The organism is Acidobacteriota bacterium (assembly GCA_034211275.1).
Taxonomy (GTDB): domain Bacteria; phylum Acidobacteriota; class Thermoanaerobaculia; order Multivoradales; family JAHZIX01; genus JAGQSE01.
Map to the genome: position 1 here is coordinate 1 of JAXHTF010000032.1, position 25,077 is coordinate 25,077.

18 protein-coding genes are annotated in these 25,077 nt (G+C 65.7%); 9 read left to right on the forward strand and 9 right to left on the reverse strand.

Going from position 1 to position 25,077, the window contains the following annotated elements; genetic code table 11:
• Nucleotides 1-83: 83 nt before the first annotated feature.
• The 8 genes from SX243_07710 to SX243_07745 form a co-directional block, all read right to left on the reverse strand.
• Nucleotides 84-533 (reverse strand): hypothetical protein, encoded by a 450-nt coding sequence (locus SX243_07710; protein ID MDY7092841.1) that lies wholly within the window; start codon nt 531-533, stop codon nt 84-86.
• Complete coding sequence (locus SX243_07715) at nt 530-1,417, reverse strand: sulfotransferase (GenBank protein ID MDY7092842.1); 888 nt, start codon at nt 1,415-1,417, stop codon at nt 530-532. Before SX243_07715 ends, SX243_07710 begins: the two co-directional genes overlap by 4 nt.
• A complete protein-coding gene (locus SX243_07720) occupies nt 1,414-2,835 on the reverse strand; it encodes an oligosaccharide flippase family protein (protein ID MDY7092843.1) in 1,422 nt (473 codons plus the stop codon). Before SX243_07720 ends, SX243_07715 begins: the two co-directional genes overlap by 4 nt.
• Before the next feature lie 10 nt (nt 2,836-2,845).
• A complete protein-coding gene (locus tag SX243_07725) occupies nt 2,846-3,847 on the reverse strand; it encodes an SDR family oxidoreductase (protein MDY7092844.1) in 1,002 nt (333 codons plus the stop codon).
• 25 nt (nt 3,848-3,872) lie between these two features.
• Nucleotides 3,873-5,192: a nucleotide sugar dehydrogenase gene (locus SX243_07730; GenBank protein ID MDY7092845.1), complete on the reverse strand. Its 1,320-nt coding sequence runs from the start codon at nt 5,190-5,192 to the stop codon at nt 3,873-3,875.
• An 85-nt stretch (nt 5,193-5,277) separates the two neighbouring features.
• Nucleotides 5,278-6,993, reverse strand: a complete 1,716-nt coding sequence (locus tag SX243_07735) for a bifunctional sulfate adenylyltransferase/adenylylsulfate kinase (protein ID MDY7092846.1) — start codon at nt 6,991-6,993, stop codon at nt 5,278-5,280.
• A 122-nt stretch (nt 6,994-7,115) separates the two neighbouring features.
• Nucleotides 7,116-8,480: a hypothetical protein gene (locus SX243_07740; GenBank protein MDY7092847.1), complete on the reverse strand. Its 1,365-nt coding sequence runs from the start codon at nt 8,478-8,480 to the stop codon at nt 7,116-7,118.
• A 239-nt stretch (nt 8,481-8,719) separates the two neighbouring features.
• A complete protein-coding gene (locus tag SX243_07745; GenBank protein ID MDY7092848.1) occupies nt 8,720-9,742 on the reverse strand; it encodes a hypothetical protein in 1,023 nt (340 codons plus the stop codon).
• Between the two features lie 107 nt (nt 9,743-9,849).
• Here SX243_07745 and SX243_07750 point away from each other — a divergent pair, with 107 nt between their 5' ends.
• Nucleotides 9,850-11,661, forward strand: a complete 1,812-nt coding sequence (locus SX243_07750; GenBank protein ID MDY7092849.1) for a L,D-transpeptidase family protein — start codon at nt 9,850-9,852, stop codon at nt 11,659-11,661.
• Here SX243_07750 and SX243_07755 read toward each other — a convergent pair.
• Nucleotides 11,645-12,820 carry a D-Ala-D-Ala carboxypeptidase family metallohydrolase gene (locus tag SX243_07755; protein ID MDY7092850.1) on the reverse strand — a complete coding sequence of 392 codons (1,176 nt, stop codon included), beginning with the start codon at nt 12,818-12,820 and terminating at the stop codon, nt 11,645-11,647. The two genes, SX243_07750 and SX243_07755, sit on opposite strands and share 17 nt — an antisense overlap.
• Before the next feature lie 165 nt (nt 12,821-12,985).
• On the opposite strand from SX243_07755, the gene SX243_07760 reads away from it, so the two are divergent.
• From SX243_07760 to SX243_07795, 8 genes are all read left to right on the forward strand, one after another.
• Nucleotides 12,986-13,759 carry an acetolactate decarboxylase gene (locus tag SX243_07760; protein ID MDY7092851.1) on the forward strand — a complete coding sequence of 258 codons (774 nt, stop codon included), beginning with the start codon at nt 12,986-12,988 and terminating at the stop codon, nt 13,757-13,759.
• 90 nt (nt 13,760-13,849) lie between these two features.
• On the forward strand, nt 13,850-15,373 hold the full coding sequence (locus SX243_07765; GenBank protein ID MDY7092852.1) for a YifB family Mg chelatase-like AAA ATPase: 1,524 nt from the start codon (nt 13,850-13,852) through the stop codon (nt 15,371-15,373).
• A 276-nt stretch (nt 15,374-15,649) separates the two neighbouring features.
• On the forward strand, nt 15,650-15,874 hold the full coding sequence (locus SX243_07770) for a hypothetical protein (protein ID MDY7092853.1): 225 nt from the start codon (nt 15,650-15,652) through the stop codon (nt 15,872-15,874).
• Nucleotides 15,871-16,269, forward strand: a complete 399-nt coding sequence (locus SX243_07775) for a type II toxin-antitoxin system VapC family toxin (protein MDY7092854.1) — start codon at nt 15,871-15,873, stop codon at nt 16,267-16,269. Before SX243_07770 ends, SX243_07775 begins: the two co-directional genes overlap by 4 nt.
• 442 nt (nt 16,270-16,711) lie before the next feature.
• Nucleotides 16,712-17,572, forward strand: coding sequence for a phosphotransferase (locus SX243_07780; protein ID MDY7092855.1), 861 nt, complete (start codon nt 16,712-16,714; stop codon nt 17,570-17,572).
• A gap of 112 nt (nt 17,573-17,684) precedes the next feature.
• Entirely contained in the window at nt 17,685-19,067 is a 1,383-nt protein-coding gene (locus SX243_07785) for a toll/interleukin-1 receptor domain-containing protein (GenBank protein MDY7092856.1), read from the forward strand.
• Nucleotides 19,064-23,254 carry a hypothetical protein gene (locus SX243_07790; protein MDY7092857.1) on the forward strand — a complete coding sequence of 1,397 codons (4,191 nt, stop codon included), beginning with the start codon at nt 19,064-19,066 and terminating at the stop codon, nt 23,252-23,254. The genes SX243_07785 and SX243_07790 overlap by 4 nt, the downstream gene beginning before the upstream one ends.
• Nucleotides 23,251-24,951, forward strand: a complete 1,701-nt coding sequence (locus tag SX243_07795) for an AbgT family transporter (protein MDY7092858.1) — start codon at nt 23,251-23,253, stop codon at nt 24,949-24,951. The genes SX243_07790 and SX243_07795 overlap by 4 nt, the downstream gene beginning before the upstream one ends.
• Nucleotides 24,952-25,077: the final 126 nt, after the last annotated feature.

Here is a 25,077-nt window from a genome sequence, read left to right on the forward strand (position 1 = left end):
GTGAGCCTGGAAGGGGAGGTGACCCGCCGGTGGAGCGTGTTGGAGGACGAGGAGCCCTTCCAGCGCTTCGACGAGAGCGTCGACTATCGGCGGGTGGCCACCCCTTCCAGGCTCACCTCCACCACCAGGTCGAGACCGGTGACGGCGATGAGCAGGTGCCCGCGGCGCCCCGGGCGCACGTGGTGCAGATCGTTGAAGCAGGGCAAGGAAAGATAGCCCACCTGCTCCAGGTCAGGAAGCTGGTAGATCAGGACCTCGGTCTGGGTGCAGGCATAGAGCCGGCCGCCGGCGACGGTGGCGCTCTTGAACACGTAGGACGGCTGCTCCGCCGGCCGGGCCTCCTCCGGGCTGGTGTGGTGCACCACCACCTCCGCCTCGCCACTACGCGGATCGAGGCGCAGGATCCGGGCCTCCCGATATTGGTGCCACTCGTCGCGGAAGTGTGCGTCGGCGCGCTGCCGGCCGCCGGTGATGAGCAGCGGGCCGAGGCTCTCCAGGAGCTCCACCGCTGCGGTCGAAACGTTGTCGGTCATCGCGGCCTCCAATCCTTCGGCCTCCAGACCGTAGCGTCGATTCCGGTGAGCTCTTCGAAGGCATCGATCTCCGGCGCGAAGAGCTCCTCCAACCGCCGGCGGGTGTCCTCCGCCATCGGTGGGTAGGAACGCCGCTGGAGGTTGAGCCGGTCCACCAGGTACCCGAAGCGCGGGAAGACTTCCCGCACCGGCCGCGCCCAGCGCTGGAGCCTCGGCCACCGGGGCAGGCGGGCGGCGTTGCGGTGAGCCACGCGCCCTCCCGGCGCCGGAAAACCCTCCGCCGGCAGGTCGAGAAACTCGGCACAGCGGCCGATGAAGCGTTCGGGATCGGCCCGCAGCTCCTCTTGCAGCAGCACCAGAATCTGCCGGCGGGGAAAGAGATCGTGGTAGCGCTGGAGCTGCTCCGCATAGCGTCCCCGGGCGACATAGGAGTAGTTGCGCCGGGCGTCGAAGCCGCCCGCGAGGCGCTCCTCTTCGAGCTCCAGGGCGCGCTCGAAGCTCTCCGTCTCCCAGCCGTAGCGCACCTCCAACCAATAGTGGGAGTAGGCCCGGGCCACCGGCTGACGCAGGATGAAGATCATCCGCGCCTGGGGCAGGTGGCGGTGAATGCGCTCCGGCACCGAGGGCTCGAAGAGATAGAGGGGCGAGGTCTGCCCCACCCACGGTTCCTCCTGCCAGCCGCGGAAGAGGCGGCGGTAGTGCTCCAGCCCCCGGTCGTAGGCCCCGTCGACGTCGAAGAAGTGGATCTCCTGGGGCTTGTCCGGAAAGTAGATCTGGGGGTGCCCCGCCAGCAGATAGTGCAGACTGGTGGTGCCCGCCCGCTGAGCACCGCCGACGATGAGATTGGGCAGCGGTGGCTGAGCTCGAGAAGCTCGACGGCTCATGATCCCGAGCCTCCGGTGCCCCGTACCGGCAGCGGCAGAATCGAGGAATTGATCCCCAACACCTCCCGCACCACCACCCAGGTCCACAGATTCTTCGCCGCCACCAGGGTGCTGGTCACCACCGCCGCCCCGACGCTGCCCAGGAGCAGGATGGCGGGATAGCTGAAGAGCAGATTGGCGGCGGTGATCCAGGCCAGGATGCGGGCGTTGGCGTCCTGGTGCCCGGTCATGTTGAGGAGCTGGCCCACGGGACCGGTGGCAGCGTTCACCACCTGGCCGGCGGCGAGGATGCCGAGCACCGCGCCACCGGCGACGAAGGCCCCGCCGAAGAGCCCCAGCACCGGTCCCCGGAGCACGAAGAGAGCCACCGCCAAGCCGCCGGCGGCAACGGTGGCGCCCCAAGAGCTGAGGGTCACCAGCCGCTGCAGCCGCTGCTCTTCCCCGCGGGTGTGGCTCTCGGCGATGAGCGGTGAGGCGACGGCGTTCCCCGCCACCAGGCCAAAGGAGATGAGGTGGGTCATGCGGGCGGCGACGAAATACACCCCGGCCTCCGTCGGGCCCAGCAGCATACCCACCAGCAGCACGTCGGTTTGGTTCAGTAGCTGGCGCATGCCGGAGACCAGCAGCAGCGGCAGGGAGACCCGCAGCCAGGCGCGGGTGCGGTAGGCGGGTTCGGCTCCGGCTCCACCCTCTTCCCCGAGGGCTCGGCGTTGCCACAGCCAAGCCAGCAGCAAAGCCCCGGTCCAGGCGGCGACGGTAAGCCCCATGGCCATCACCGCCGAGCGAGCCCCGCCGAGCCACCAGGCCACCGCCACCGCGGCGCTCAGCAGCAGGGGCCGCAGAAGGGCGTCCGGCACCTGCCCCCGCACCACCCGCGAGAGCCCCTGGAGAGCGCCCTTGCGCAGCCCCAGAAGCGCCAGTACCGGAACCACCAGGGCGGCGGTCCAGCCCGCCACCAGCATTTCCCGCTCCAGCCGCGGTGCCAACACCATCAGCGCCCCTGCACCCAGGCCGCCGGCCACCACCGCCGCCAGCAAGCAGAGCTGATCCGCCCGCCGCAGCAGACCGCGGCTCAGAGACCACTCTCGCTGGGCCCGATATCCGGCCAGAAAGCGCACCAGCGCGGTCTCCAGCCCCAGACGGGAGAGCAGGGCGAGGATGCCCACCCAGGTGAGCCAGTAGGCGTAGACTCCGTAGCTCTTTTCCCCCAGCCAGCGGGCCAGGAGCACGTGACAGCCGAGATTCACCGCGGTGCCGGCGAGGGTTACCAGCAGAGCGCCGCCGCCGCCGCGCAGGAGCACCGCCCCCAAGCCCTGGCTTCGCAGCAGGGTTTCCAGAGCCTCCGAGAGACGGCGCCCCAGCCCACCGGAGCTCTCCGGGGCGGGGATCGGCGGAGAATCCTGGGGTCGGCGGTCCACGGCCGTCAGCTCACGGGGAGGAGGCCGGGCTCAGCTGCCGGTAGTAGGCGCGGGTGCGCTGGAGCCCTTCCTCCAGCACCACCTGCGGGTCGTAGCCCAGCAGTCGGCGAGAGGCGCTGAGATCCGCCAGCGAGGCGCGGACGTCGCCGGGGCGCGGCTGCTGATACTCGGGCTCCGGCCCGCCGGCGAGGTCCCGCACCAGCTCCACCAGCCGATTTACCGTCACCTCCCGGCCGCCGGAGACGTTGTAGGCCCGTCCCCAGGCTTCCTCCGGAGCGCCGGCGGCGCACAGATTGGCGGCCACGGCGTCGTCGATGAAGGTGAAGTCGCGGCTCTGCTCCCCATCGCCGTAGATCACCGGCGCCTCGCCGGCGTAGCACGCGCTGAAGAAGCGCGGGATCACCGCCGCATAGGCGCCGTGGGGATTCTGCCGCGGCCCGTAGACGTTGAAATAGCGCAGGCCGATGAAACGCAGCTCGAAGCAGCGGCCGAAGGTCTCCGCCAGCTCCTCGTTCATCACCTTGGAAAGGGCGTAGGGGGAGAGGGGCTTGCCCTCCACCCCTTCCACCTTCGGCAGCCCCGGGTGGTCGCCGTAGACGCTGGAGGAGGAGGCGTAGACGATGCGCTCGACGCCGGCATCCCGGGCCTCGGCGAAGAGGCGAGCGGTACCGGCGACGTTGACCTCCAGGGAGGTGGCGGGGTCCGCCATGGAGCGCGGCACCGAGCCCAGCGCCGCCTGGTGAAAGACCACTTGCCGGCCCGCCACCGCAGCACGGCAGTCCTCCGCCCGCCGCAAATCCCCTTCGACGAGCTCGAAGCCATCGGCCCGCAGGTTCTCCCGGCGGCCGGTGGCGAAATTGTCCAGCACCCGGACGTCGGCGCCGGCGTTGACCAGAGCATCCACCAGGTGCGAGCCGATGAAGCCGGCGCCGCCGGTGACCAGCACCGGTACCCCTTGCCAGTCCCCAGCCGCAGCGCGCCCCGAAGCTGCTTCCGTCCGTGCCGACTCCATAGGATCCTCCCCCATCGCCACCCCCTCAGGCCCGGACCAGGTTGTCCAAATGCCGGCGGTAGATGCCGCGGGTGTCCACCACCAGCGGCGCATGCTCGACCACCAGATCGTAGTCCACGTCCGAGTGGTCGGTGATCAACAGCACCGCGTCGGTGGCCGCCAGGGTCTCGGCGGTTAGGGGGCGGGATTCCATCGCCGGCAGATCCGGCCAGCTGCGCATGGACGGCGCCTTGGGGATCCTTGGATCGTGGTAGGAGACCTCCGCCCCCAGCTCCAGAAGCCGGTGGATGATCTCGAAGGCCGGGCTCTCCCGGGGATCGTCGATATCCTTCTTGTAGGCCAGCCCGAGCACCAGGACCTGACTGCCGGCGAGGGCCTTGCGGCGCTGGTTGAGGGCCTGTTGGAGCTTGTCCACCACCCAACGGGGCATCTCCACATTGACCTGCCCGGCAAGCTCGATGAAGCGCGGCGTCAGGCCGTACTCCCGAGCCTTCCAGCTCAGATAGAACGGATCCACCGGAATGCAATGGCCACCCCAGCCGGGGCCGGGGTTGAAGCGCATGAAGCCGAAGGGCTTGGTGTTGGCGGCGTCCAGCACCTCCCAGATGTCGATGTCCATGCTGTCGTAGACCACCTTGAGCTCATTCACCAGGGCGATATTCACCGCCCGGAAAATATTCTCCATCAGCTTGGTGGCCTCGGCGGCACGGGCCGAAGAAACCCGATGCACCTGCGGGAAGGCCCGGCGGTAGAAGGACTCCGCCAGGTCGCCGGACGCCTCGTCCGTTCCTCCCACCACCTTGGGAATGTCGGTGGTGCTGAAGTCCGGGTTCCCCGGGTCCTCGCGCTCCGGCGAGTAGGCGAGGAAGAAGTCCTCCCCCAGCGCCAGCCCGCTCTTTCCCAGCACCTCCGCCACCACCTCATCGGTGGTTCCGGGATAGGTGGTGGATTCGAGGATCACCAGCTGCCCCCGCCGCAGCCGCCGGGCAATGGCCTCGGTGGTGTGCACCACGTGGCTCAGATCCGGCTGGCGGTAGGCGTCCAGCGGTGTGGGAACGCAGGCCACGATGACCTCCGCTTCCGCCAGGCGGTCGAAATCCACCGTCGCCTCGAAGCGCTTCGCCTCCAAGGCGCTGGTGAGACGGCCGGCGTCGAGGTGCCGGATGTAGCACTGGCCCTGGTTCAGACTCTCCACCTTGGCGGCATCAATGTCGAAGCCGAGAACCGTCAAACCGGTCTCGGCGAAGCTCAACGCTACCGGCAGGCCGACATAGCCGAGACCGATGACCGCCACCCGGGCGCTGCCGTCTTCAATGCTGCGCTGCAACTCTTGCGCGCTGGACATGCCCTAGCTCCTTCTCATAGTTCCGGGTTCTTCACCGCGGTCCGACCTTCCCCGGAGGAAATGACTCCCCCGGGGACCGTTCCCCTCAGGGATTCCGCTGGGGACCGATGAAGCCTTCCTTCTCCAAGTGCAGAAGCACCGCCTGGGCCGCCTCCTCCGGATAGAGGTCACTGGTATCGAGTGCCAGGTCGGCGTCCTTGGGTTCCTCGTAGGGATCCGAAATTCCGGTGAACTCCTGGATGATGCCGGCCCGAGCCTTGGCGTAGAGCCCCTTGCGGTCCCGCTCCTCGCACACCTTCAGCGGCGTCGCCACGTGCACGAGGACGAAGCCGCCGCCGTTCTCTACCTCCTGGCGGACTTCCCGCCGGACCCCTTCGTAGGGCGCGATGGGAGCGCAGATGGCGATGCCGCCGTTCTTGGTGATCTCCGAGGCGACGAAGCCGATGCGCCGGATGTTGAGATCCCGATGCTCCTTGGAAAAGCCTAGCTCAGAGCTCAGATTCTTGCGCACGATATCGCCGTCCAAGAGGGTCACCGGCCGGCCGCCGGCCTCCAGCAGCTTGGTCAGCAGGACGTTGGCGATGGTCGACTTGCCGGCGCCGCTGAGGCCGGTGAAGAAGACGGTGAAGCCCTGCTGATGGCGCGGGGGATAGGTACGCCGCAGCTCCTCCGCCACCGCCGGGTAGGTGAACCACTCCGGAAGCTCGTGTCCCGCGGACAGCCGCCGCCGCAGCTCGGTGCCGGAGATATTGAGCACCCGCTGTCCTTCCTGGACCTCGTCCAGAGGCATGTAGGTATCGCGTTCCTCGACGTAGACCATCATGCGGAAAGGCACCATCTGGATACCCAGCTCTTCCTGGTGCTCCGAGAGCAGCTCTTGGGCCTCGTAGGGACCGTAGTAGGGATTGCCGTCGCGGTCATTGCCGGGACCGGCGTGGTCGCGACCGACGATGAAGTGGGTGCAGCCGTAGTTCTTGCGAATGATGGCGTGCCACAGCGCCTCCCGGGGGCCGCCCATGCGCATGGCCAGGGGCAGCAGCGAGAGCATCACCGTGTGCTGGGGATAGAACGGCAGCACCGCCTGATAGCAGCGCACCCGGGTGAAATGGTCCACGTCTCCCGGCTTGGTGGGCCCCACCACCGGGTGGATGAGCAGATTGGCCTCGACCTCCTTGGCGGCCCGCAGAGTGAGCTCCAGGTGGGCGCGGTGCATGGGGTTGCGGGTCTGGAAGGCCACCACCTTGCGCCAGCCGCGCTTGGCGAAGGCCGCCCGCAGCTCCGCCGGCGTGTGCCGCAGGATGCGGAAATCGTAGTGGGTCGGGCCGTCCATGCCCACCAGCCGGCCGGCGACGTACCAACGCCCCTTCCGGGACATGAGCTGAGCCACTCCGGGATGGTGATCGTCGGTGGTGCCGAAGACCGCCTGGGCCTCCCGCTCCAGATCCGGCTGCCAGCGCTCCTGGACCTGCAACGCCGCCACCATGGCACCCTCGACGTCGCGCAAGGCCAGCCAGCTCCCCTCTTCCAGCTGCTCCGTCAGCTCGGCGTCGAGGTCGAGCATGATAGGCATGGGCCAGAGGGTGCCGTCGGCGAGGCGCAGGGAGTCCAGGACGCTCTCGTAGTCTTGCTGACCGAGAAAGCCCTCCAGGGGCGAAAAGCCGCCCACCAGCAGCAGCTCCAGGTCCCGCAACTGGCGGTCCGTTAGGTTGTGAGACGGCCAGTCGCGGGAGAGCTGGCGCAGTTCCTGCCGCTCTCCGTCCTCCGCCATGAGCTGTACGAGACGCCCCCCATGGGGATCGATGAGATGGTTATGGGCCACGTGTTTCCTCCAAATCTACGGCGCGCGCCGATCCCGTCGACCGGGGACGCTGCCGGTTCCTTCATGCGATGAGAATCCGAGAGTTTTCGTCGAAGAGGCTCCGTTCAGGCGGTGCTCCCGGCAGCCCGGCCGGCATGGCGGGCAAGGCCCAGCACCAGCCCCAGGGCGGCGCCCAGGAGCACGCCGATCAAAGCCTTGATCAGGGTCCGACGGGGCTCCTGCCGCGCCGGTTTGACCGCCGCTGCTGCGATCTCCACGTCGCAGCCGCCGCGCTTGAGGTCGAGATTGCTGCGCCGGCGAATGAGACTGTTGACCACCGTCTCGGTGTCCCGCAGATCCCGTTCCACCGCCAGCAGCTGATCCGCTTGTTGATCGGCGGCGGCGTAGAGGGCGAGCTCGCGCTCCCGCAGCAGACCCTGGCGTTGAGTCTCCTGCCGCTCCTCGAGGGTCTGGCGCTCGATGGACCGGCGGCGTTTGAGGGTCTCCAGGAGAATCTCGTCCCGGCGCACCTTGTCGCCCTTGGTCATCAGCTTGCGGCGAATCTCCAGCAGATCGTCGCCGGAACGAACATAGGATTCCGGGAAGCTCGGCTCCTCCGCCGCTTCACTGGTGTCGTCGCCGGTTCCGTCGTCGTCGCCGGTTTCGGGGCTGCGCCAAGGATCGAAGCGGCTCTCGGCTTCCGAGGACTCCGGATCCCGGGACTCCGCCGGCTCGTCGTCCTCTTCCAGCAGCACCCGGCCCGATTCCTCGAGCATCAGCGCGCGATAGGTCTCCGCCAGGGCATCGACCTTCAGGCGGCGCATCACCAGCTCGTGACGGCCATAGAAGGCGGCCACCAGCTCCGCGGTCTCCTCGTCGAAGGTCGCCAGCTCCCGCCGTGCCGCCGCCCGCTGCTCCGCCAACCGGCGATCCCAGGCCAGCACCGCGTCCTGATAGGAGCCGTCGATAAGGCTGCTCAAGCGCTGGCGCTCGGTGGTCAACAGCGCCTCCTCCGCCTCCGCCTCCTCGAGCTTCTCGTCCAGCTCCGCGGTGCGCTCGTCGAAGCCCCGATCCGCCAGATCCGCACATTTGTCCAAAAAGACCGTCACCCAGGTCTCCGCCAGGGCGGCGGTGACGTCCGGTTCCTGCCCCCGGGCTTCCACCCGCAGCAGGCGGGCCGCCTCGGGACCGCCGCGACCGTCGCCGATACGGCGGGTCAGCAGCTCGCGGCCTATCTCCGGTTCGACGGAGCGGTCAGGAAAGGTCTCCGAGACCCGCTGGGCGGTGCGCTGGACGATCTCGTCGCTCTCCAGTAGCTGCTGATAGCCCTGGAGGCCCAGGAAGTTGGCGCCGCTGCGATTGCCCGTTCCCGGCACCAAGAGCACCGCCGCTGCCAGATACCGCGGCGGCATCAAGAATTGCACCCAAAGCCCCACCGCCAACCCCGCCACCAACGCCAACACCACCGCCGGCACCAGCACCGAACGCAAGGTCGCCCACAATCCTGCCCAGGAAAGACTGGGCATGGGCGAAGGCGAAGGGCTAGGGGAGGTCGGCTGCATAGGATGACTCGGCTCCGGCAAGCGGACTGCGGCGAACGGTGGGTTTTGACCGGAGCGGAAGACCAGAGCGGCAACGGGCCGTGGTCGCTAAAGCCTTTGCGTCCAAAGGCGGCGAGAGTCTATCTCAAATCCCAGCCGCGGGCCATGCCGGTCTCCGGGATTCGGTTTCAGCCGCTCTCCATGGACCGCTGAAGCCACGCCTCCAACCCTCGATCCAACTCTCCCCAGGATCGCCCCAGGCTCTCCCGAAGAGCTTCGGCGTCATACTCCTCCCCTGCCGCCAGCCGCTGCAGATAGGCCCGAAAGCCTGCCGCCAGAGCGTCGTCGTGGAGCAGATAGCGAACGAAGAGGGCGCTCTGCTCGTAGTCGAAGCTCACGGTGCCGCGGTCGAAGTCGCCGCGCTGAAGGGAGAGGAGACGCTCCAGGCTCGGCACCATGGCCTCTCCGTAGGCCAGATAGAGCCGCCGGGCCGGCCCTTCGACGCCGGCCAGCCCCTCCAGCGCCAGCCAGCCACCGGCAACGGCACTATCCCCCACGCCGTCCGCCAAACCCTCGGACAACCAGCGAGGCAGACCGCTGCCCAAGGTCCGGCGGTTCACCAGGTGGGTGAGCTCGTGGGTCAGGGTGCGCAGCAGCTCCGCTTGCTGGGCTCCCTCGGCGGTGAGCACCACCACGCTCTGGGAGCCGCTGGAGTAGCCGGCGTAGCCGACCCTCGGCCCGCCCTCCTGGCGGGCGAGCTCCCGGAAGGCTCCCCGCCGGGCGAAGATCACCAGCGCCCCCTCCGGCGCCCACGCCCCGTCCAGATCGAGGCCGTACCTCTCCTCATAGACCCGATCAAGGGAGCTCGCCAGGCTCTTGCAGGAACGCACCAGCTGAGGGTCCTCGACGTCCGTGAGCAAGAGGTAGGGGCCGCAAGAGTGCTCGCTAACCTCGCCCATCAAGCCCCGGGCCCGCTGCAGCAGCTGAGGGGACGGCGGTGGCGGCCTCAGGCCGGCCCGCAAGGTCTCCTCGATGCGGGGAACCGCCGCCTGTTCCGGATGCGCCGGCGGAGCTTCCAGGCGCTCCATCCACCAGGCCAGGAGCAACACCAAGACCGCCGCCAGCATGACGGCGAGGGCGCAACCAAGGGCGGTGGCGATGAAGATGCGGCGAGAACGGGTCATGGGCAAAATGATGGAAGAACGGGTCATGGGCAAAATGATGGAAGTCCGTGGCGGACGGCTCCAAGGATGCCATATTTAGGCTTCCTCCGGCGCCGGATTCCAACGGCCCCGGGAGGGGCGATAGAGTCAGCCCGATGAGAGAGCGTCTACCCCTCCGCCGCTTCTTCCTGGCCCCCATCCTCGCCGTGCCCGTCCTCGTGCTGGTGCTGGTGCTGGTGGCGCCAGCGGCTCGTGCTCAGTCCCTCGAGGCCCTGACTCGCCAACTGCCGAGCATGGAGTGGACCCTGATGGCGTCGGCCCTGGAAGATTCCACCGCCGACGCTCGCCTGATGCGCTCCACCAGCCCCCAGCGGCGACAGCGCATCGCCGAGCTGCGGCGGAGCTTCTACCGTGACCAGGACTTCCGGCCGGCTTGGTTTTCCGGCCAGCGCCCGGTCTCCCTGGCCCGCGACCTCCTCCGCCTGCTGAGCCGAGCGGACGAGCTGGGCCTGCGGCCGGAGACCTATTCCGTCACCGACCTCCAGCGTCGCCTGGCGGTGGCGGAGCGCGAGGAGCGCAAATCAGCGGACGAGCGCATCGGCCTCGATGTCGCCCTGAGCACCGTCTTCTTCGCCTTCATCCTCGACGAGCTGGAAGGCCGCATCGATCCCGCCGCCGTCGGCATGGAGGCGGCGCAGCCCCCCTCCGTCGACGCCGTCTTGCTCCTCCAGCGGTGCTTCCGGGCGGGCTCCCTCGACCCTCTGCGCCAGCAGCTCGCAGCGCCCGACCAGCGAACCCGCAAGCTACGGCACATGCTCTCCCACTATCGGGAGCTGGCCCGCCACGGCGGCTGGCCCGCGGTGCCGGCGGGGGACGACCTGGCGGTGGGGGAAAGCCTGCCGGTGGATCGCGCCCAGGCGCTGGTAGCCCGGCTGCTGGCGGAGGGCGACCTCTACGCCGAGGAGGTGGGAGCGCTGGATGTGGAATGGGAGATGCAGCTCGCTACCTCGGAAGACCGGCAGGTGATCTTCCCGGAGCTACTGGAGCAGGCGATCCAGCGCTTCCAGGCGCGCCACGGCCTGGAGCAGGACGGCAAGCTCGGTCCCAGGACCCTGGCCCAGCTCAACCGCCCGGTGATCGAGCGGATCCAGCAGATCGAGATCAACCTCGAACGCCTGCGCTTGAGCCGCCGGTCGAGTACCGACGGCGGCGAGAGGGATTCTGAACGGGGGGCGCGCATCGTCGTCAACATCCCCCACTACGAGCTAGTTGCCTATGGCCCCCTGGGCCGGCCGGCGTTGGAGATGGCGGTGGTGGTGGGGCGGGAAAGCTGGCCGACACCGGTCTTCCGCAGCGAGATGACCCACCTAGAGCTCAACCCGCCGTGGAACGTGCCGGCGTCCATCGCGGCAAAGGAGATCCTGCCGAAAGTGCAGAAGGATCCGAGCTATCTGGAGAAGAACGGCTTCGAGGTGCTGGCGAGCTGGGACGAAGGCGCGCCGGCGGTGGACCCCGCCACCGTTCCCTGGGGAGAGCTCACCGCCAAGACCCTCCCCTACCGCTTCCGCCAGCGCCCGGGGCCGGGCAACTCCCTGGGGAAGATCAAATTCCTCATCCCCAATCAATACGACGTCTACCTCCACGACACCCCGGCCCAACGCGACTTCTCCATCGCCTGCCGCTCCCTGAGCCACGGCTGTGTGCGTCTGTCCAAGCCCCTGGACCTGGCGGAGCTGGTGATGGCGGGGAGTGAGACCTGGGACCGGGAACGCCTGGAGAAGGCTCTGGAAGGCAAGCAGACCACCCGCGTCCCCCTACCCAGACCGATTCCGGTGATCCTCTATTACCAAACCGCCTTCCTGGACCTCACCGGAGCGCCCCACTTCCTCCCCGACATCTACGGCCGCGACCGCATCATCGCCGCGGCGTTGGCGGAGTTGGGGCAGTTGGCTACCAGCGCGCCCTGAAACCGCGGGTGTCGACGTGCACGAAGGGCCCGCGATGAGGCTTGGGACCGTAGAGGCCTAGGCCACCGATGAAGTCTTCGAAGGTATCGTCCCCCACCAGGTCCTCGACGATGCCGGCGAGGATTCGAGCGTCGGCCACCGTCTCGCGGCCGTCGCCGTCCAGGTCGTCCATGCGCTGATCCCCATTTTCGTCGACGAAAATGTCGGCGGCGTCGCCGTAGGCGTGGCGGCTGTAGGTGGTGGGATTGCCGATGGCGGCGTTGTATTGGGGCGTCCGAAAACCGCTCAGCACGGCGAAGGTGCGGGCGTCGATGCCCCGGCGGTTGACCTCCTCCAAGAGCCGCTCGAGCTTCAGGAGCATCTTCTCCTTGACGATGATGAACTTGGGGTAGTCGCCGGCCTGCTTGCACTGGAATTGACGCAGCTGGAAGTGCGGCGTCACCCAAATGTCCAGATCCTCCGGCCGATCCACCCGCACCATCCCCTGGGGCACGTTGTAGGCGGGATTGTTGCGCAGCGGGCGGCTCTGGTACTGCCCGATGCGGTAGCCCTCCAGGCTCCGCTCACCTTCGTAGGGCACCATGACGAAAAGATGCAGCTGCTGGGCCTCGCCGGTGGTCGGCGAAGCGACGTAGAGCCGATAGATCCCCGGCTCCTCCGGAGCGGTCCAGGACCATCGGGCCGAGTCGTGGTGCTGCAGGGTTCCACCCCAGGAGCAGGCTCGAAACTCCGGCTGACCGATGGAGGAAACCGCCTCCAGCTCGAAGGTCTCGCCGGGCATGAGAAAGGCCGACATGCGCCGGTAGGGGCTGTGGACATGCTTGAAGTGCAGGGAAAAACTGAGGGTGTCGGGCTGAAAAATATCGCTCAAACCGCTCCGCTCTTCGAAGCGGCGGTCGAGCTCCAGCAGGTCGCACACCGAGCCGGCCGCTGCGACCATCGGCACACCATCCTCCATCTCGGGAATGTCGGGCTTGGAAGGCAGCGAAGCGCCGCGGGCGGTGAAGGTCCAGGCAGCGAGGAGTAGGAAGCCGATGCCCAGCAGGGACCAGCCAACAAGGCGGTACCGCTGACGGGAAGGAAAGCTTGCAGCGAGTGCGTTGGGACGAGATTCAGCGCCGCGGACGGGCGCCGGGTAGGAGGGTGGATTCTGGCTCAAGTTCACCTCCGGATCCAAGTTCAAGCGAGGGGAGCCGGATCTCTCCAGTCTCCGAAACTACGAGTCAATTCGCTATTATCCCATATTGAAGGACGAGTCGCGACTTTCCACTGACGCTCGCTTCCCTACCGGAAACTCCGAGACCCAAACCTCCGAGGACTCTCTATGCAACCGAACCTCCACCGCCCCCTATTCCTCATCCTGATCCTCGCTCCCGCCCTCGGCCTTGCCCTCACCGCCTGGGCAGGGAGCTCTGCTTCCCCCGTGGAGACCCACGGATCCCTCCGCGCCATGATGCACGAGGGAGCGATCGGCGCTGCGGTGTCGCTGAACTCCCTGCTCCCCGATCCCCAGGTCTGCGCCGTCGGCGCTCTGGCGGAGCTGGCGGGAGAGATCACCGTCCTCGGTGGGCAGGCCTACCTGGCCTATCCCGCAGCAGGGGAACCCCGCGTCGAGGTCACCGGCCAGAGCGAAGCCGGAGCGGCTCTGTTGGTCTCCTCTCGGGTTACAGAGTGGCAGAGCCTGACCCTCGAAGAGCCAATTCCCTTCGAGAGCCTCGGAGCGGAGATCCGCCGGCTGGCGTCCGGAGCGGGCTTCGATGTCGAAGGGCCCTTCCCCTTCCTCGTCGAAGGAGCGCTCGAGGACCTGGAGTGGCACGTCATCGACGGAAGCCAGCTTCCCGAAGGCCCCAGCTCCCACCAGGCCCACCGCTCCGCCGGCGTTCGTTCGAGCCTCGCTCGGGCCGACGGCACCCTCGTCGGCTTCTACTCCACCGAGCATCAGGGCGTCTTCACCCACATGGGCTCCACCACCCACGTGCACTGCGTTCTCGAAGATCCCGTCGCCTCCGGGCACGTCGACCACGTGACCCTGCCCGCCGGTGCTCGGCTCCGCCTCCCCGCTCCACAGTCTCCCAGTCAGGCTTCAGCCTCCGACTGATCGGACGCCCCAACCCAGCTCTGCGAGTCGCTCGCAGAAAACCTCGAGAAACCTGCCAGATCCCTCACCCCCTTTGCGTCCTAGGGGGTGATGATTGCTCAAGCACAATCCGCTACCCCGTGGGGCATCGACGCCCGCGCCGTGGAAATCGAGGTGGACGTCCACCCCGGTTTGCCGCAGACGCAGATCGTCGGTCTCCCCGATGCCTCCGTCCGCGAGAGCCGCGAACGCGTACGGTCGGCGATTAAGAACTGCGGCTTCGATCTCCCGCCCCGGGCGGTGATCGTCAACCTGGCTCCAGCGGACCTGAGGAAAGAAGGAAATCACCTGGACCTGGGAATCGCCGGCGCGTTGCTGGCGGCCCACGGCCACGTGCCTCAGGAGGTGTTGGAAGGACGCCTGCTTTGCGGGGAGCTAGGGTTGGACGGTACCGTGCGGCCGGTGCGGGGAGGGTTGGCCATCGCCGACCTGGCTCACCGGCGGGGCGCCAAGGAGGTGATCCTCCCCAGCGCCAACGCGCCGGAGGCGGCGGCCCTGGACCGCATTCCGGTGGTCGCCGTGGACGCTCTAGAGGATCTAGTCCAGCACCTGCTGGGCCATCGGCCTCTGGAGCCGGTGCCGGCGCCCCACCCGGATGAGATCACCCTCGGCGACATCCCCGACCTGGCGGACGTGCGCGGTCAACGGGCCGCCCGCCGCGCCCTGGAGGTCGCCGCCGCCGGCGGCCACAACCTTCTGCTGGTGGGCCCACCGGGTTCCGGCAAGACCATGCTCGCCCGCCGCCTGCCGGGGCTGCTGCCGCCCTTGACCATGGCAGAGGCCATTTCGGTGACCAAGATTCAATCCCTGGTCGCCGAGCAGCCGCCGTCGGGCCTCATCCGCCAGCGCCCGTTCCGCAGCCCGCACCACGGCATCAGCACCCCGGGCCTGGTGGGCGGCGGCTCCATGCCCCGCCCCGGTGAGGCCAGCCAGGCCCACACCGGCGTGCTCTTCCTGGACGAGCTGCCGGAATTCCGCCGCGACACCCTGGAAGCCCTCCGCCAGCCTCTGGAGGAAGGCTCCATCACCGTGGTGCGTTCCCGTGCCCGCCTCACCTTCCCGGCCCGCTTCTCCCTGGTGGCGGCCATGAACCCCTGCCCCTGCGGCCATCTCGGCGATCAACGCTTCGACTGCCGCTGCTCGGCACCGCTGGTAGAACGCTACCGCCGCCGCATCTCCGGCCCGCTGCTGGACCGCATCGACCTCCACGTGGAGGTGCCGGCGGTGCAGCTGGACGAGCTGCGGGCGGAACCCGGCGAGCGCACCGAGCCGGTGGCGGCACGGGTGCTGGCGGCGCGGGAGATCCAACGAACCCGCTTCGGCCCCGACCATCCGGCCCCGGTAAACGCCGCCATGACCGCCAACGAGGTGCGGCGGCACTGCTCCTTGGACTCGGCCGCCACCACCCTCATCGACCGCGCCTTCGAACGCTTAGGGCTTTCCGCCCGCGCCCTCGACCGCATCCTCAAGGTCTCCCGCACGCTGGCGGATCTCGCCGGCTCGGAGACCTTGACCTCGGCCCATGTGGCGGAGGCGATTCAGTATCGGGCTTTGGATCGGCGGGTGACGGGATGAGGAGGCTGGCGAAGATGGATTCGACCTTGCACGTCTCCCCCGAAATGTGTAGCATGCACATAGTCCACATAGTCGCTCCGAGCAACCGCCACGAGGAGGTGCCTCACCACTCCACCCGAGACCAGCGAGCCGGCAACCGACAAGCCCACCACCAACACCGTCACCAACGGCAAGCTTCCCTTCCGGAAGCCGAGCCCTCGATCACCGCCGCCCAAGCCTCCGAGCCAAGCCCTGAGCCCGCGGCTGCGGCCCACCCCACGAAAGGAGGCCACCGTCATGGCCCAACTGCATTTCTACGTCCCCAGCGAAGTGGAAGACCAGCTGCGTCGCCGTGCCGAGGCGGCGGGGCTGACCCTCTCCCGATACATCGCCCAGATCGTCCGCAAGGAGATCGGCAGCGGGTGGCCGGACGGGTTCTTCGAGGAGGTCGCCGGCGGCTGGAGTGGTCCCGCCCTGGAGCGGGGCGACCAGGGCACGGCGGAGGTTCGGGACCGCCTGTGACCTACCTCCTCGACACCAACGCCTGCATCCGCTTCCTCAACGGCTCCTCCCCCCGGCTCGTGCAGCGCCTCCAGCAGCACGAGCCGGGCCACCTACGCCTCAGCACAGTGGTCCAAGCGGAGCTCCTCTACGGTGCCCGCAAGAGCCAGCGGGTAGAGGAGAATCTCCTTCTACTCCAACGCTTCTTCGAGCCCTTCCCCACCGTCCCCTTCGACGCCCTCTGCGCCGAGCACTACGGCCTGATCCGCGCCGAGCTGGAATCCGAGGGCCGCACCATCGGCCCCAACGACCTCCTCATCGCCGCCACCGCCCGCGCCCACGACCTGGTGCTGGTGACCCACAACACCCGGGAGTTCACGCGGGTGGTGGGGCTGCGAGTGGAGGATTGGGAGTGAGTGGTGACAGTTGAGCTGGAAAGCGAGGCGCGGCGATGGTCACCGCCGCGCCTCGTGATCTCAGGTCCGCCCAGTGCCGTTGCAGCGGCTACACTTCCCGTCCCGTGACAGGCACCGCAGCTCCCCGGCCCCGAACCGTTGTCTCCGGTTCCGCCGCAGGTTCCCTGACAGTTCCCGCTTCCGTTGCACAATCCACAGGTCGCCATGATGTGACTCCTTTCCTGGTCATAGTTGTCGACTATGGCTTCGTTGGTATTGACGGACCTGCTTGTGAAGTTCCCGCGCAATCTCCCGATCTCATCTCGTCGAGAGACTGCTCGATAGGAAAAGCAGCATGAAAGAAACCGAGGAACTTCCGCTCCCAGACGCTCTACTGGAACAGCTCGTTCCCCGTGCGACGGACTCCCAAGTTTGGAGGCTTGGAGGAGGCAGCTCGGCCCAGATGACCGCCCTGGAGCTACGCGAGCCCACCGGCAAGCTCCACCGCTTCATCGTCCGGCAACACCGCCACGACTCCGTCGGCCGTCCGGAGACCACCGCGGCGAAACGGGAGTTTCGGCTCCTCGAAGCCCTCCACGGCCAGGGCTTGGCAGTCCCCCGTCCCATCCACCTCGACCTCACCGGCGAGATCCTCCCCGCTCCCTACCAGGTGCTGGGCTATGTCGAGGGAGAGATGGACCTCGCGCCCCAGGATGAGGAGCCCTACGTCCATCAGCTGGCGGACCACCTCGCCGCGATCCACCGCGTCGATCTGTCCTGCCTCGACCTGGCCCGCCTCGACCCCACCTCGCTACCGCGCCGAGCACCTGCCTGCCCTGAGCTGGAAGCCCACGGGTCGAACCAAGATCTCGCCCTCGACCCCACTCGCTTCCGCGAAGCCCTCCAATCCGCCGGCCCACCGCCCCAGGTCCACCCACCGGCCCTCCTCCACGGCGACTATTGGCCCGGCAACACCCTCTGGCGCGGCGGGCGGCTGGTGGCGGTGATCGATTGGGAGGATGCGGAGGTCGGCGATCCCCTCATCGACCTGGCCAAAGCCCGGTCGGAGATCCACTGGCTCTTCGGCCCCAAGGCTCTCGCCACCTTCACCACCCGCTATCTCACCCAGCATCCCCTCGACACCAGCTTCCTCCCCCACCACGACCTCTGCGCCACCGTCCGCCAGGCCCGGCTCGCCGGTAGCGATCTCGAAGCCTTCGCAGCGTACTTTCCGCCTAGAGTGCGGGCGGATCTGACGGCGGAGGTGTTGCGGGAGCGGTGGGAGAGCTTCGGCGAACAAGCTCTTCAGCAGCTGGCATCCTGATCGCTCCCTCTCCAGGAGAGCAGCAAAGATTCCTCCGGTCGGATAGAATTTCGTCACATCCGTGATGAAGATGGGAACTAGGTGGTAGAAGACCTCCGCCCTAGGACTTGCTATGCCCCACGGCCTTGACGACAGCGAATGGAGCTCGCTGCTCCGCATGATCCACCACCGCCAGGTGATCCCGGTGGTGGGACCGTCGCTGGTCACGGTGCCGAGCTCGAACGGTGGGGATCCTGTTCCGCTGCATCGAGCGCTGGCTCCGCGCCTCGCCGAGGCATTGGGCCTGCCGAATTCGAAGAGATATGAAGCCTGGAACGATGTCGCCCGGGATCACTTGCTAGGCGGCGGCGACCGGCAGTTGGTCTACGAGAGCTTGCGGGAGATCCTCGACACCCTTCCGGCGGATCCTCCAGAAGCACTCCTGAGCCTGGCGGAGATCAGCGACTTCGATCTCTACATCAGCAGCACTCCGGATCACCTACTGGTGCAGGCCTTGGAGCAGCGGCGGCCTGGATTCCGGCAGGAGGACGGCGTCCTCGCGTTTCACCCCCAAGGTCATTCCGGTAGGCCGGAGGATCTCCCGCATCCGCTAGAGCGCCAGCGCGGCTCCGATCCTGACGCCAATCCGCTGGCCTACTACATTCTGGGGGATCTCTATACCTACCCGGACTTCGCGGTCTGGGAAGAAGACTACATGGAATTCATCTGCGGGCTCCTGGAGCGGTCCGACACGTTGGAAAATCTCTTCCGCGTCCTCAAACGCCGCCATCTCCTCTTCCTTGGAGCACCTTCACAGGATTGGATCGTTCGTTTCTTCCTCCGAGTCGCCCGCGGCCAGCGGCTTTCGACTCGGCAGGAGCGCGATTATCTGGCCGACCATCACCAAGACCTCGGCGAAGCCATGGTGCTCTTCTTCGACCAGGCCATCCGAGCGACGCGGGTCATCGACGGCTGCCCTCAGGATTTCGTTCAGGAGCTCAGCCGCGCCTGGCAGGAGAGGTACCGGGCACCGCTCTCCGACGAGGAGCTTCTCGCCCAGCTGCCCCTGACCATGCCACGGGACGCGGTTTTCCTCAGCTACGGCCGCAATGATTGGAGCTCGGCGTTGGAATTGGCCCGCGACCTGCGAGCGGCTGGCGTTCCGGTTTGGCTCGACCGGCAGCGGTTGGAGGGTGGTGAGAACTTCAGCCGCAGCATCGAGCAGGCGATCAAGAACGACTGCAGCTTCTTCCTGTCCTTGATCTCCCAGGATACGGAGAGCGATCCGAATCGCTTCGTGCACCAAGAACGGAAGTGGGCGGCTGGCCGGCACGTGGACGGCTTCGTGTTCTACCTTCCCTTGATCCTCGATCTTCCGGAAGGGACCGACCCGAAGCTCGAGCCGGAGGTATTCCGCAAGATGCACTGGCGCTGGTGGCACGAGCGCCGTGACTATGTAATTCGTGTGAGGCGGCTGATGGATGAGTATCGCCAGTCCGGGAGGCCTCGCGGATGAACTCGGGCAGCACAGCGGCACCCAAGGTCACCTTTGAGCGGCCTTGGCTAGGGTTGAGCCCCTTCACCGAGGAGACGCAGCGCTTCTTTTTCGGTAGGGATCGGGAGATCGGTGAGCTCTACGAGCGCATTCGGGGGACGCCGCTGACGGTGCTCTACGGCCAGTCCGGCCTTGGCAAGACTTCTCTCCTGGGCGCTGGGCTGATCCCCAAGCTGCGGGTCGAAGGCTACCGACCGCTCTTGCTGCGACTGAAGTATCAACCGGAGGATCCGCCGCTCTTTCAGCAGGTGGGCCACGCCCTGGATGAGCTCCTCGGCCCCCAAGCCAATCCTCTGAAGGTCCAGACGCTCTGGGAACGATTCCACCACCGGGCGAACTTCCATCCCGACCTCGACGAGGCACCGCCGGTGGTGCTCTTTGATCAGTTCGAGGAGATTTTTACCCTCACCGAAGGCTCGGAGGACCGGCAGCAAGAAGCCGAGGTGCTCTTCCACCAGCTGGCAGATCTGCTGGAGAACCGCCCACCGTCCTCCGTTCAGGAGCGGCTGCGGAAGGACCGATCTCTAGGCCGCGATCTGGATTTTGGCCCTAGCTTGCTGCGGGTGGTGGTGACGCTGCGGGAGGACTTTCTTTCCCGGCTGGAGGAATGGAAGGCGCACCTGCCGTCGCTGATGCGCAATCGCATGGCTCTCCACAAGCTCGATGGACCCTCAGCGTTCGAAGCGGTCTATCGGCCTGGGCGGCTGGGAGGAGACGAGCTTGTGGAGCGGGCGGTGGCGGAGCGCATTGTGTGCTTCGTGGCCAAGAAGAAACCCGAAACTCCGTTGGAAGAGATTCGGGCCGTCCCTCCGCTGCTCAGTCTGCTGTGCTTCGAGCTCAACGAAGCTCGCCGCCGAGATAGGACGCCGACCATCACCGCCGATCAGGTAGAGGGGCTGGGTGACGACATCTTGGAGGACTTCTTCGAGCGGAGCTTCACAGGCCTTGATCCAGCGGTGCGGCGCTTTGTGGAAGATGAGCTGGTCAGCCGCGGGGGGCATCGCAACGCGGTGGCCAGCGGCTACGCTCTGGAGAAACTGGAAGATGCTGGCGTTGAGGATGCGGCGGGCGCACTCGACCATCTCGTGCAGGCTCGTCTGCTCACCGCTGTCGAGCCCGGCAGCCGACTGGAAATCACCCACGATGTGCTGGCGCCGTATGTGGTGAGCTCCCGAGAGCAACGGCAGGAAAGAGAGCGAGCGGAAAGAGCGGAACTTGAAGCGCAGGACATGAGACGCCGAAGGAGTAGGTTCGCCTCGGCTATCATGATAGTCAGCCTGTTGGCAGTTGCGGCGTTCGCTTCAGCATTCTGGGCCTATCAAGCCGGCAAGAAGGCCGACAGGTTGCTCAGAGATGCTTCCGATAAGGCATTCGGCAGCGCTCGTATCAGTTTTGAGAAGCACCTCGATAGGCGCGCTAGTCTCGCATACTTAGCAGAGGCGATATGGCTTTGGCCCTCTAACGAGCCAGCCAGTGCCTTGGCCGCCTCAAGCTTGATTCACCAACCGACCGTCAATCCATTGCCAGTTCTTGAGCTCTCTGGACACAGCAAGCAAACGAACATGGTGAGTTTTAGCCCCGGCGGACAACGAATCGTTACTGCCAGTGACGATCACACCGCTCGGATTTGGAGTACTGAAACAGCTACGCAACTTACACCGCCACTGAAGCACTCAGAGACAGTCTTCTTTGCAAGCTTCAGCCCAGATGGCCAACTGGTTGCTACAACTAGTGAGGATCGCACGGCTCGTGTATGGAATGCAGAGACCGGAACACCGAAAACACCACCACTTCAGCATCCAAATCTAGTTTTACTTGCTGAGTTCAGCCCAGACAGCAAGATAATCGCCACTGGAGGCGTGGCGGATGAAGTTCGCCTTTGGAATATCGAGACTGGAAAAGCTCTCACTCCCCCATTAAAGCTCGAAAATTCTGTCAGTGCACTTAGCTTTAGCCTTGATGGAAACATCCTATTGTCCGGGACCTGGGGAGGCATGCTCCACGTATGGGACACTCGTACCGGAAATCAAATAGGCCCACCCCTAGAGTTCACAAACAGTGTAACTTCGATTGAGATCGCGCCAAGTGGCCAATGGGTCATTGTAGGCACACTTGGCACCGGCTCAACAAAGTGGCAACTAGGCAATAGAGGAATAGTAGGCCGCCCAATAGAGATCGACGACGAGTCTTACTCAGTTGCTTTGAGCCCTGACGGTAGATGGATCGCAACCGCAAGCCTTGATGGAAAAATTGGCATCCGGGGGACGCATGATATCAAGCTCCGCTTCCCTACCCTAGAATCTGGCGATAATATTCACTCTATAGAATTCAGCCCCGATGGGCGCTGGCTTATCATCGCAGGAGAGAATGAGAATGCTCGCATCTTAGACGCTCAGACCGGAGCCTTTACAGGCTCACCTCTTTGGCACATGAATGAAGTTCGAGCCGCAAAATTCAGCCCCAATGGCCAACTTGTTGTAACTACGAGCCGCAACGAGAATGCCAAGTTTTGGCAATCTAGCAGCGGAGCCCCATACCCTCTAAAACTTCAACATGAAGGCTCTTTAAATTCCGCAGACTTCAGCCCCGACGGCGAGGAAGTCGTCACTGCTAGTAGCGATCAGACAGCCAGAGTCTGGGACTCCAGAAACGGCGCCAGTAAATATCCACCGCTCCAACATGAGGACGTTGTTCGGTCAGCTAGCTTCAGTCCTAATGGGCTTTTGATAGCCACCGCTAGTTATGACGAGACTGGGCGTGTCTGGGATGCGCCAACCGGCTTACCCCAAACAGCTGCTCTACGGCACACTGGCTGGGTTCGGACTGTTGCATTTAGTCAAGACAGCCGCTGGGTTGTAACAGCCAGCGATGATCACACCGCAACCGTTTGGAATGCCAAATACGGCATACCCAGGTTCGCACCGCTACGTCACAAGGACCTTGTGTTGTCCGCCGACTTTAGCCCTGACGGACGCTGGATAATAACCACGGACTGGAGTAATCTTGCGCTTGTTTGGGATTCAAGAACTGGACAACAAGCTTCAGTTGAAATACCTCATGACGCGACCAACTCTTCTCCAGAAATTGGCCCAAACGAAAATCACTTACTTTCCATCGTTGAAGACACAGCTTACATCTGGACGGACTGGGAGAAAGCATACACGGGATTCCGTCTCCAGCATAAAGACTTCGTCCACGATGCAGCCTTCAGCCCCGATGGTCTTCTCGTAGCCACATGCAGCAGCGACGGCTACGCAGCGCTATGGACAGTCGGACCGGAAGTCAATTTATCCTTTAGAATCGAACACGGAGACCGCGTTAAGCTCGTAGACTTCAGTCCAGGCGGGCATAGACTCCTTACAACTACATGGAATGACCTCGTACGGATCTGGGATACTGTAGATGGGAAACCAAGAACCATCCCGCTGCTAACTGGTGGCTTCAAGTTCCGGCCCTCAATGAGCCCTGATGGGCAGCACCTACTTACAGCATCGAGCCGCCAGGACAGTGCTTATGTTTGGGAGATTTTGACTCCTAAAGTCTCACGTGAGGCTTCCTTTGACCTCAAGATGATTTCGGGGTTTCAGCTCTCTACAAGCGGATTGCTAGAGACTATTGGACTTGACCGGCGCCTTAGATGGCGAGATGCTCTTCTGGAAAGTGAGCCTGACGGTAGCGAATGGGACAGGATAGTCCGCTGGTATCTCGCGGACCCTAGAACTCGGCCACTTTCTCCCAACTCAGCAATCACAGTTTCCGAGCAGATTGAACGCCAGATCGACTGGGTCTTAGATCACAGCGGCACGAGAGCTGTTCCGCATATCCTCAACGAGGCCTACAACCTAGACCCAGGCCACCCCCTAATCCTCCTAGCCCTAACCCTCTCCGAAGACCCCCACCCCGCCACCCGCGAGCTCTACCTAGACCTCAGCATGAAACGCCTCTCCGACGAGCCCCGCCTCGCCGCCAAAGCCGCGGGGATCCTTCAAAGGCTCGACGAGCCCGAGCGCGCCCTGACCGCCGCGGAGCACACCCTGAGCCTCGAACCAGGCAACGAGACCGCCGAGGCGGTCAAGGCGTGGGCGCTGGAGCAGCTGGCTGCGGGGGAAAGCGAGGCGGGAGACGAGGTCGAAGAGCCTGCCGCTTGAGCAGCAGCCCCCACCTACGCTATCTTCACAGCACCATGACCGAAAACGAAACGCCGAGCCGCTCCGCGGACGGGGGGGAGGCTGCGGCTTCCGAACCGTCATCTTCTGCAAACGCCCAGGGTCCTGAGGGCCAGGGCAAAGAACCCGGTGGCGGCGAGCAGCCGCAGGGGATCGTCTACCGCTTCCTGAATCTGGTGGAGCGGGTGGGCAATCTCTTGCCGGATCCGGCGATGCTCTTCCTCATCGGCCTGATCCTCACCTGGGTCGCCTCCTGGCTCCTCTCCGGAGTGAGCTTCGACGTGGTGGACCCGCGCACCACCGAGCCCATCCAGGTGATGAACCTGCTCACGGGCTCTTCGCTGGCGGCCTTCCTCGCTGGGATGGTCAACACCTTCGCCAGCTTCCCGCCCCTCGGGCTGGTGCTGGTGGCGCTGCTTGGAGTGGGCGTGGCGGAGCACACGGGCTTCATCAACGCATCCCTCAAGGCGCTGCTGGGGGTGACCCACAAATCGCTGCTGACTCCGGTGCTGATTCTGGTGGCGTGCGTGAGCCATACGGCGGCAGATGCGGGGTATGTCTTGGTGATTCCGTTGGGCGGCGTGATCTTCTACGCCGCCGGCCGCCATCCGTTGGCGGGCATTGCGGCGGCCTTTGCCGGGGTTTCCGGCGGCTTCTCCGCCAACTTCGTGCCCTCGGGCATCGATCCGCTGCTCCAAAGCTTCACCCAGAGCTCGGCGCAGATCCTCAATCCCGAGCTGCTGGTCAACCCGCTGTGCAACATCTACTTCACCGCCGCCTCCACGGTGCTGGTGGTCTTCGTGGGTTGGTTCATCACCGACCGCATCGTCGAGCCTCGGCTGGCCGGGACGCCGGTGGAGCTGGAAGAGGACGACGACATGCCGGACATGTCCGACGTCAACCTCTCGAAGGAGGAAAAGCGCGGGCTCTTCCTGGCCTTCGGCTCCATCCTCGTGCTCACCGCCCTGCTGGTGCTGGCGGTGCTGCCGGAGACCTCGCCGCTGCGCTCACCGGACGGTCAGATCACCGCGTTTTCCGCGCCGCTGATGCGCTCCATCGTGCCGCTGATCTTCATCTTCTTCATCATCCCCGGCGTCCTCTACGGCTACGGGGCGCGCTCCATCGAGGGCCATCGGGACATCGTCCAGGGTATGACCAAGTCCATGCACTCCATGGGCTACTACATCGTCATGGCCTTCTTCGCCGCCCTCTTCATCGCCGAGTTCGGCCGCTCCGGCATCGGCGCCCTCATCGCTCTGGAAGGCGCAGCCTTCCTCAAGGCGCTGGGGACCCCGGGGCAGGTGACCATCGTGGGGATCATCTTCCTCACCGCCATCGTCAACCTGCTGGTGGGGTCGGCGTCGGCGAAGTGGGCGCTGCTCTCCCCCATCTTCGTGCCCATGTTGATGGAGCTGGGGCTGTCGCCGGAGCTGACCCAGGCGGCGTACCGAGTCGGTGATTCCACCACCAACATCATCACGCCGCTGATGCCCTACTTCCCGCTCATCGTGGTCTTCTGCCGCCGCTACGACCGCAAGGCCGGCATCGGCACCCTGGTCTCCACCATGTTGCCCTATTCGGTGATCTTCCTGGTGGTGTGGAGCGCCTTCCTGCTGCTCTACTGGGCCGCCGGGATCCCGCTGGGGCTCCAGGCAGCATACGTCTACCCCGCCGGCTAAGCGCCCGGCTCACCGGAGGGAGCGGGGCTCGCTCACGCCAGGGCTCCCCGCTCCTCTGGCCTCTTTCTCGAAGCCCCCAGCCTCCCCCCTGTCCTCGGGGAGGCGTATACTCGAGACATCATGGAG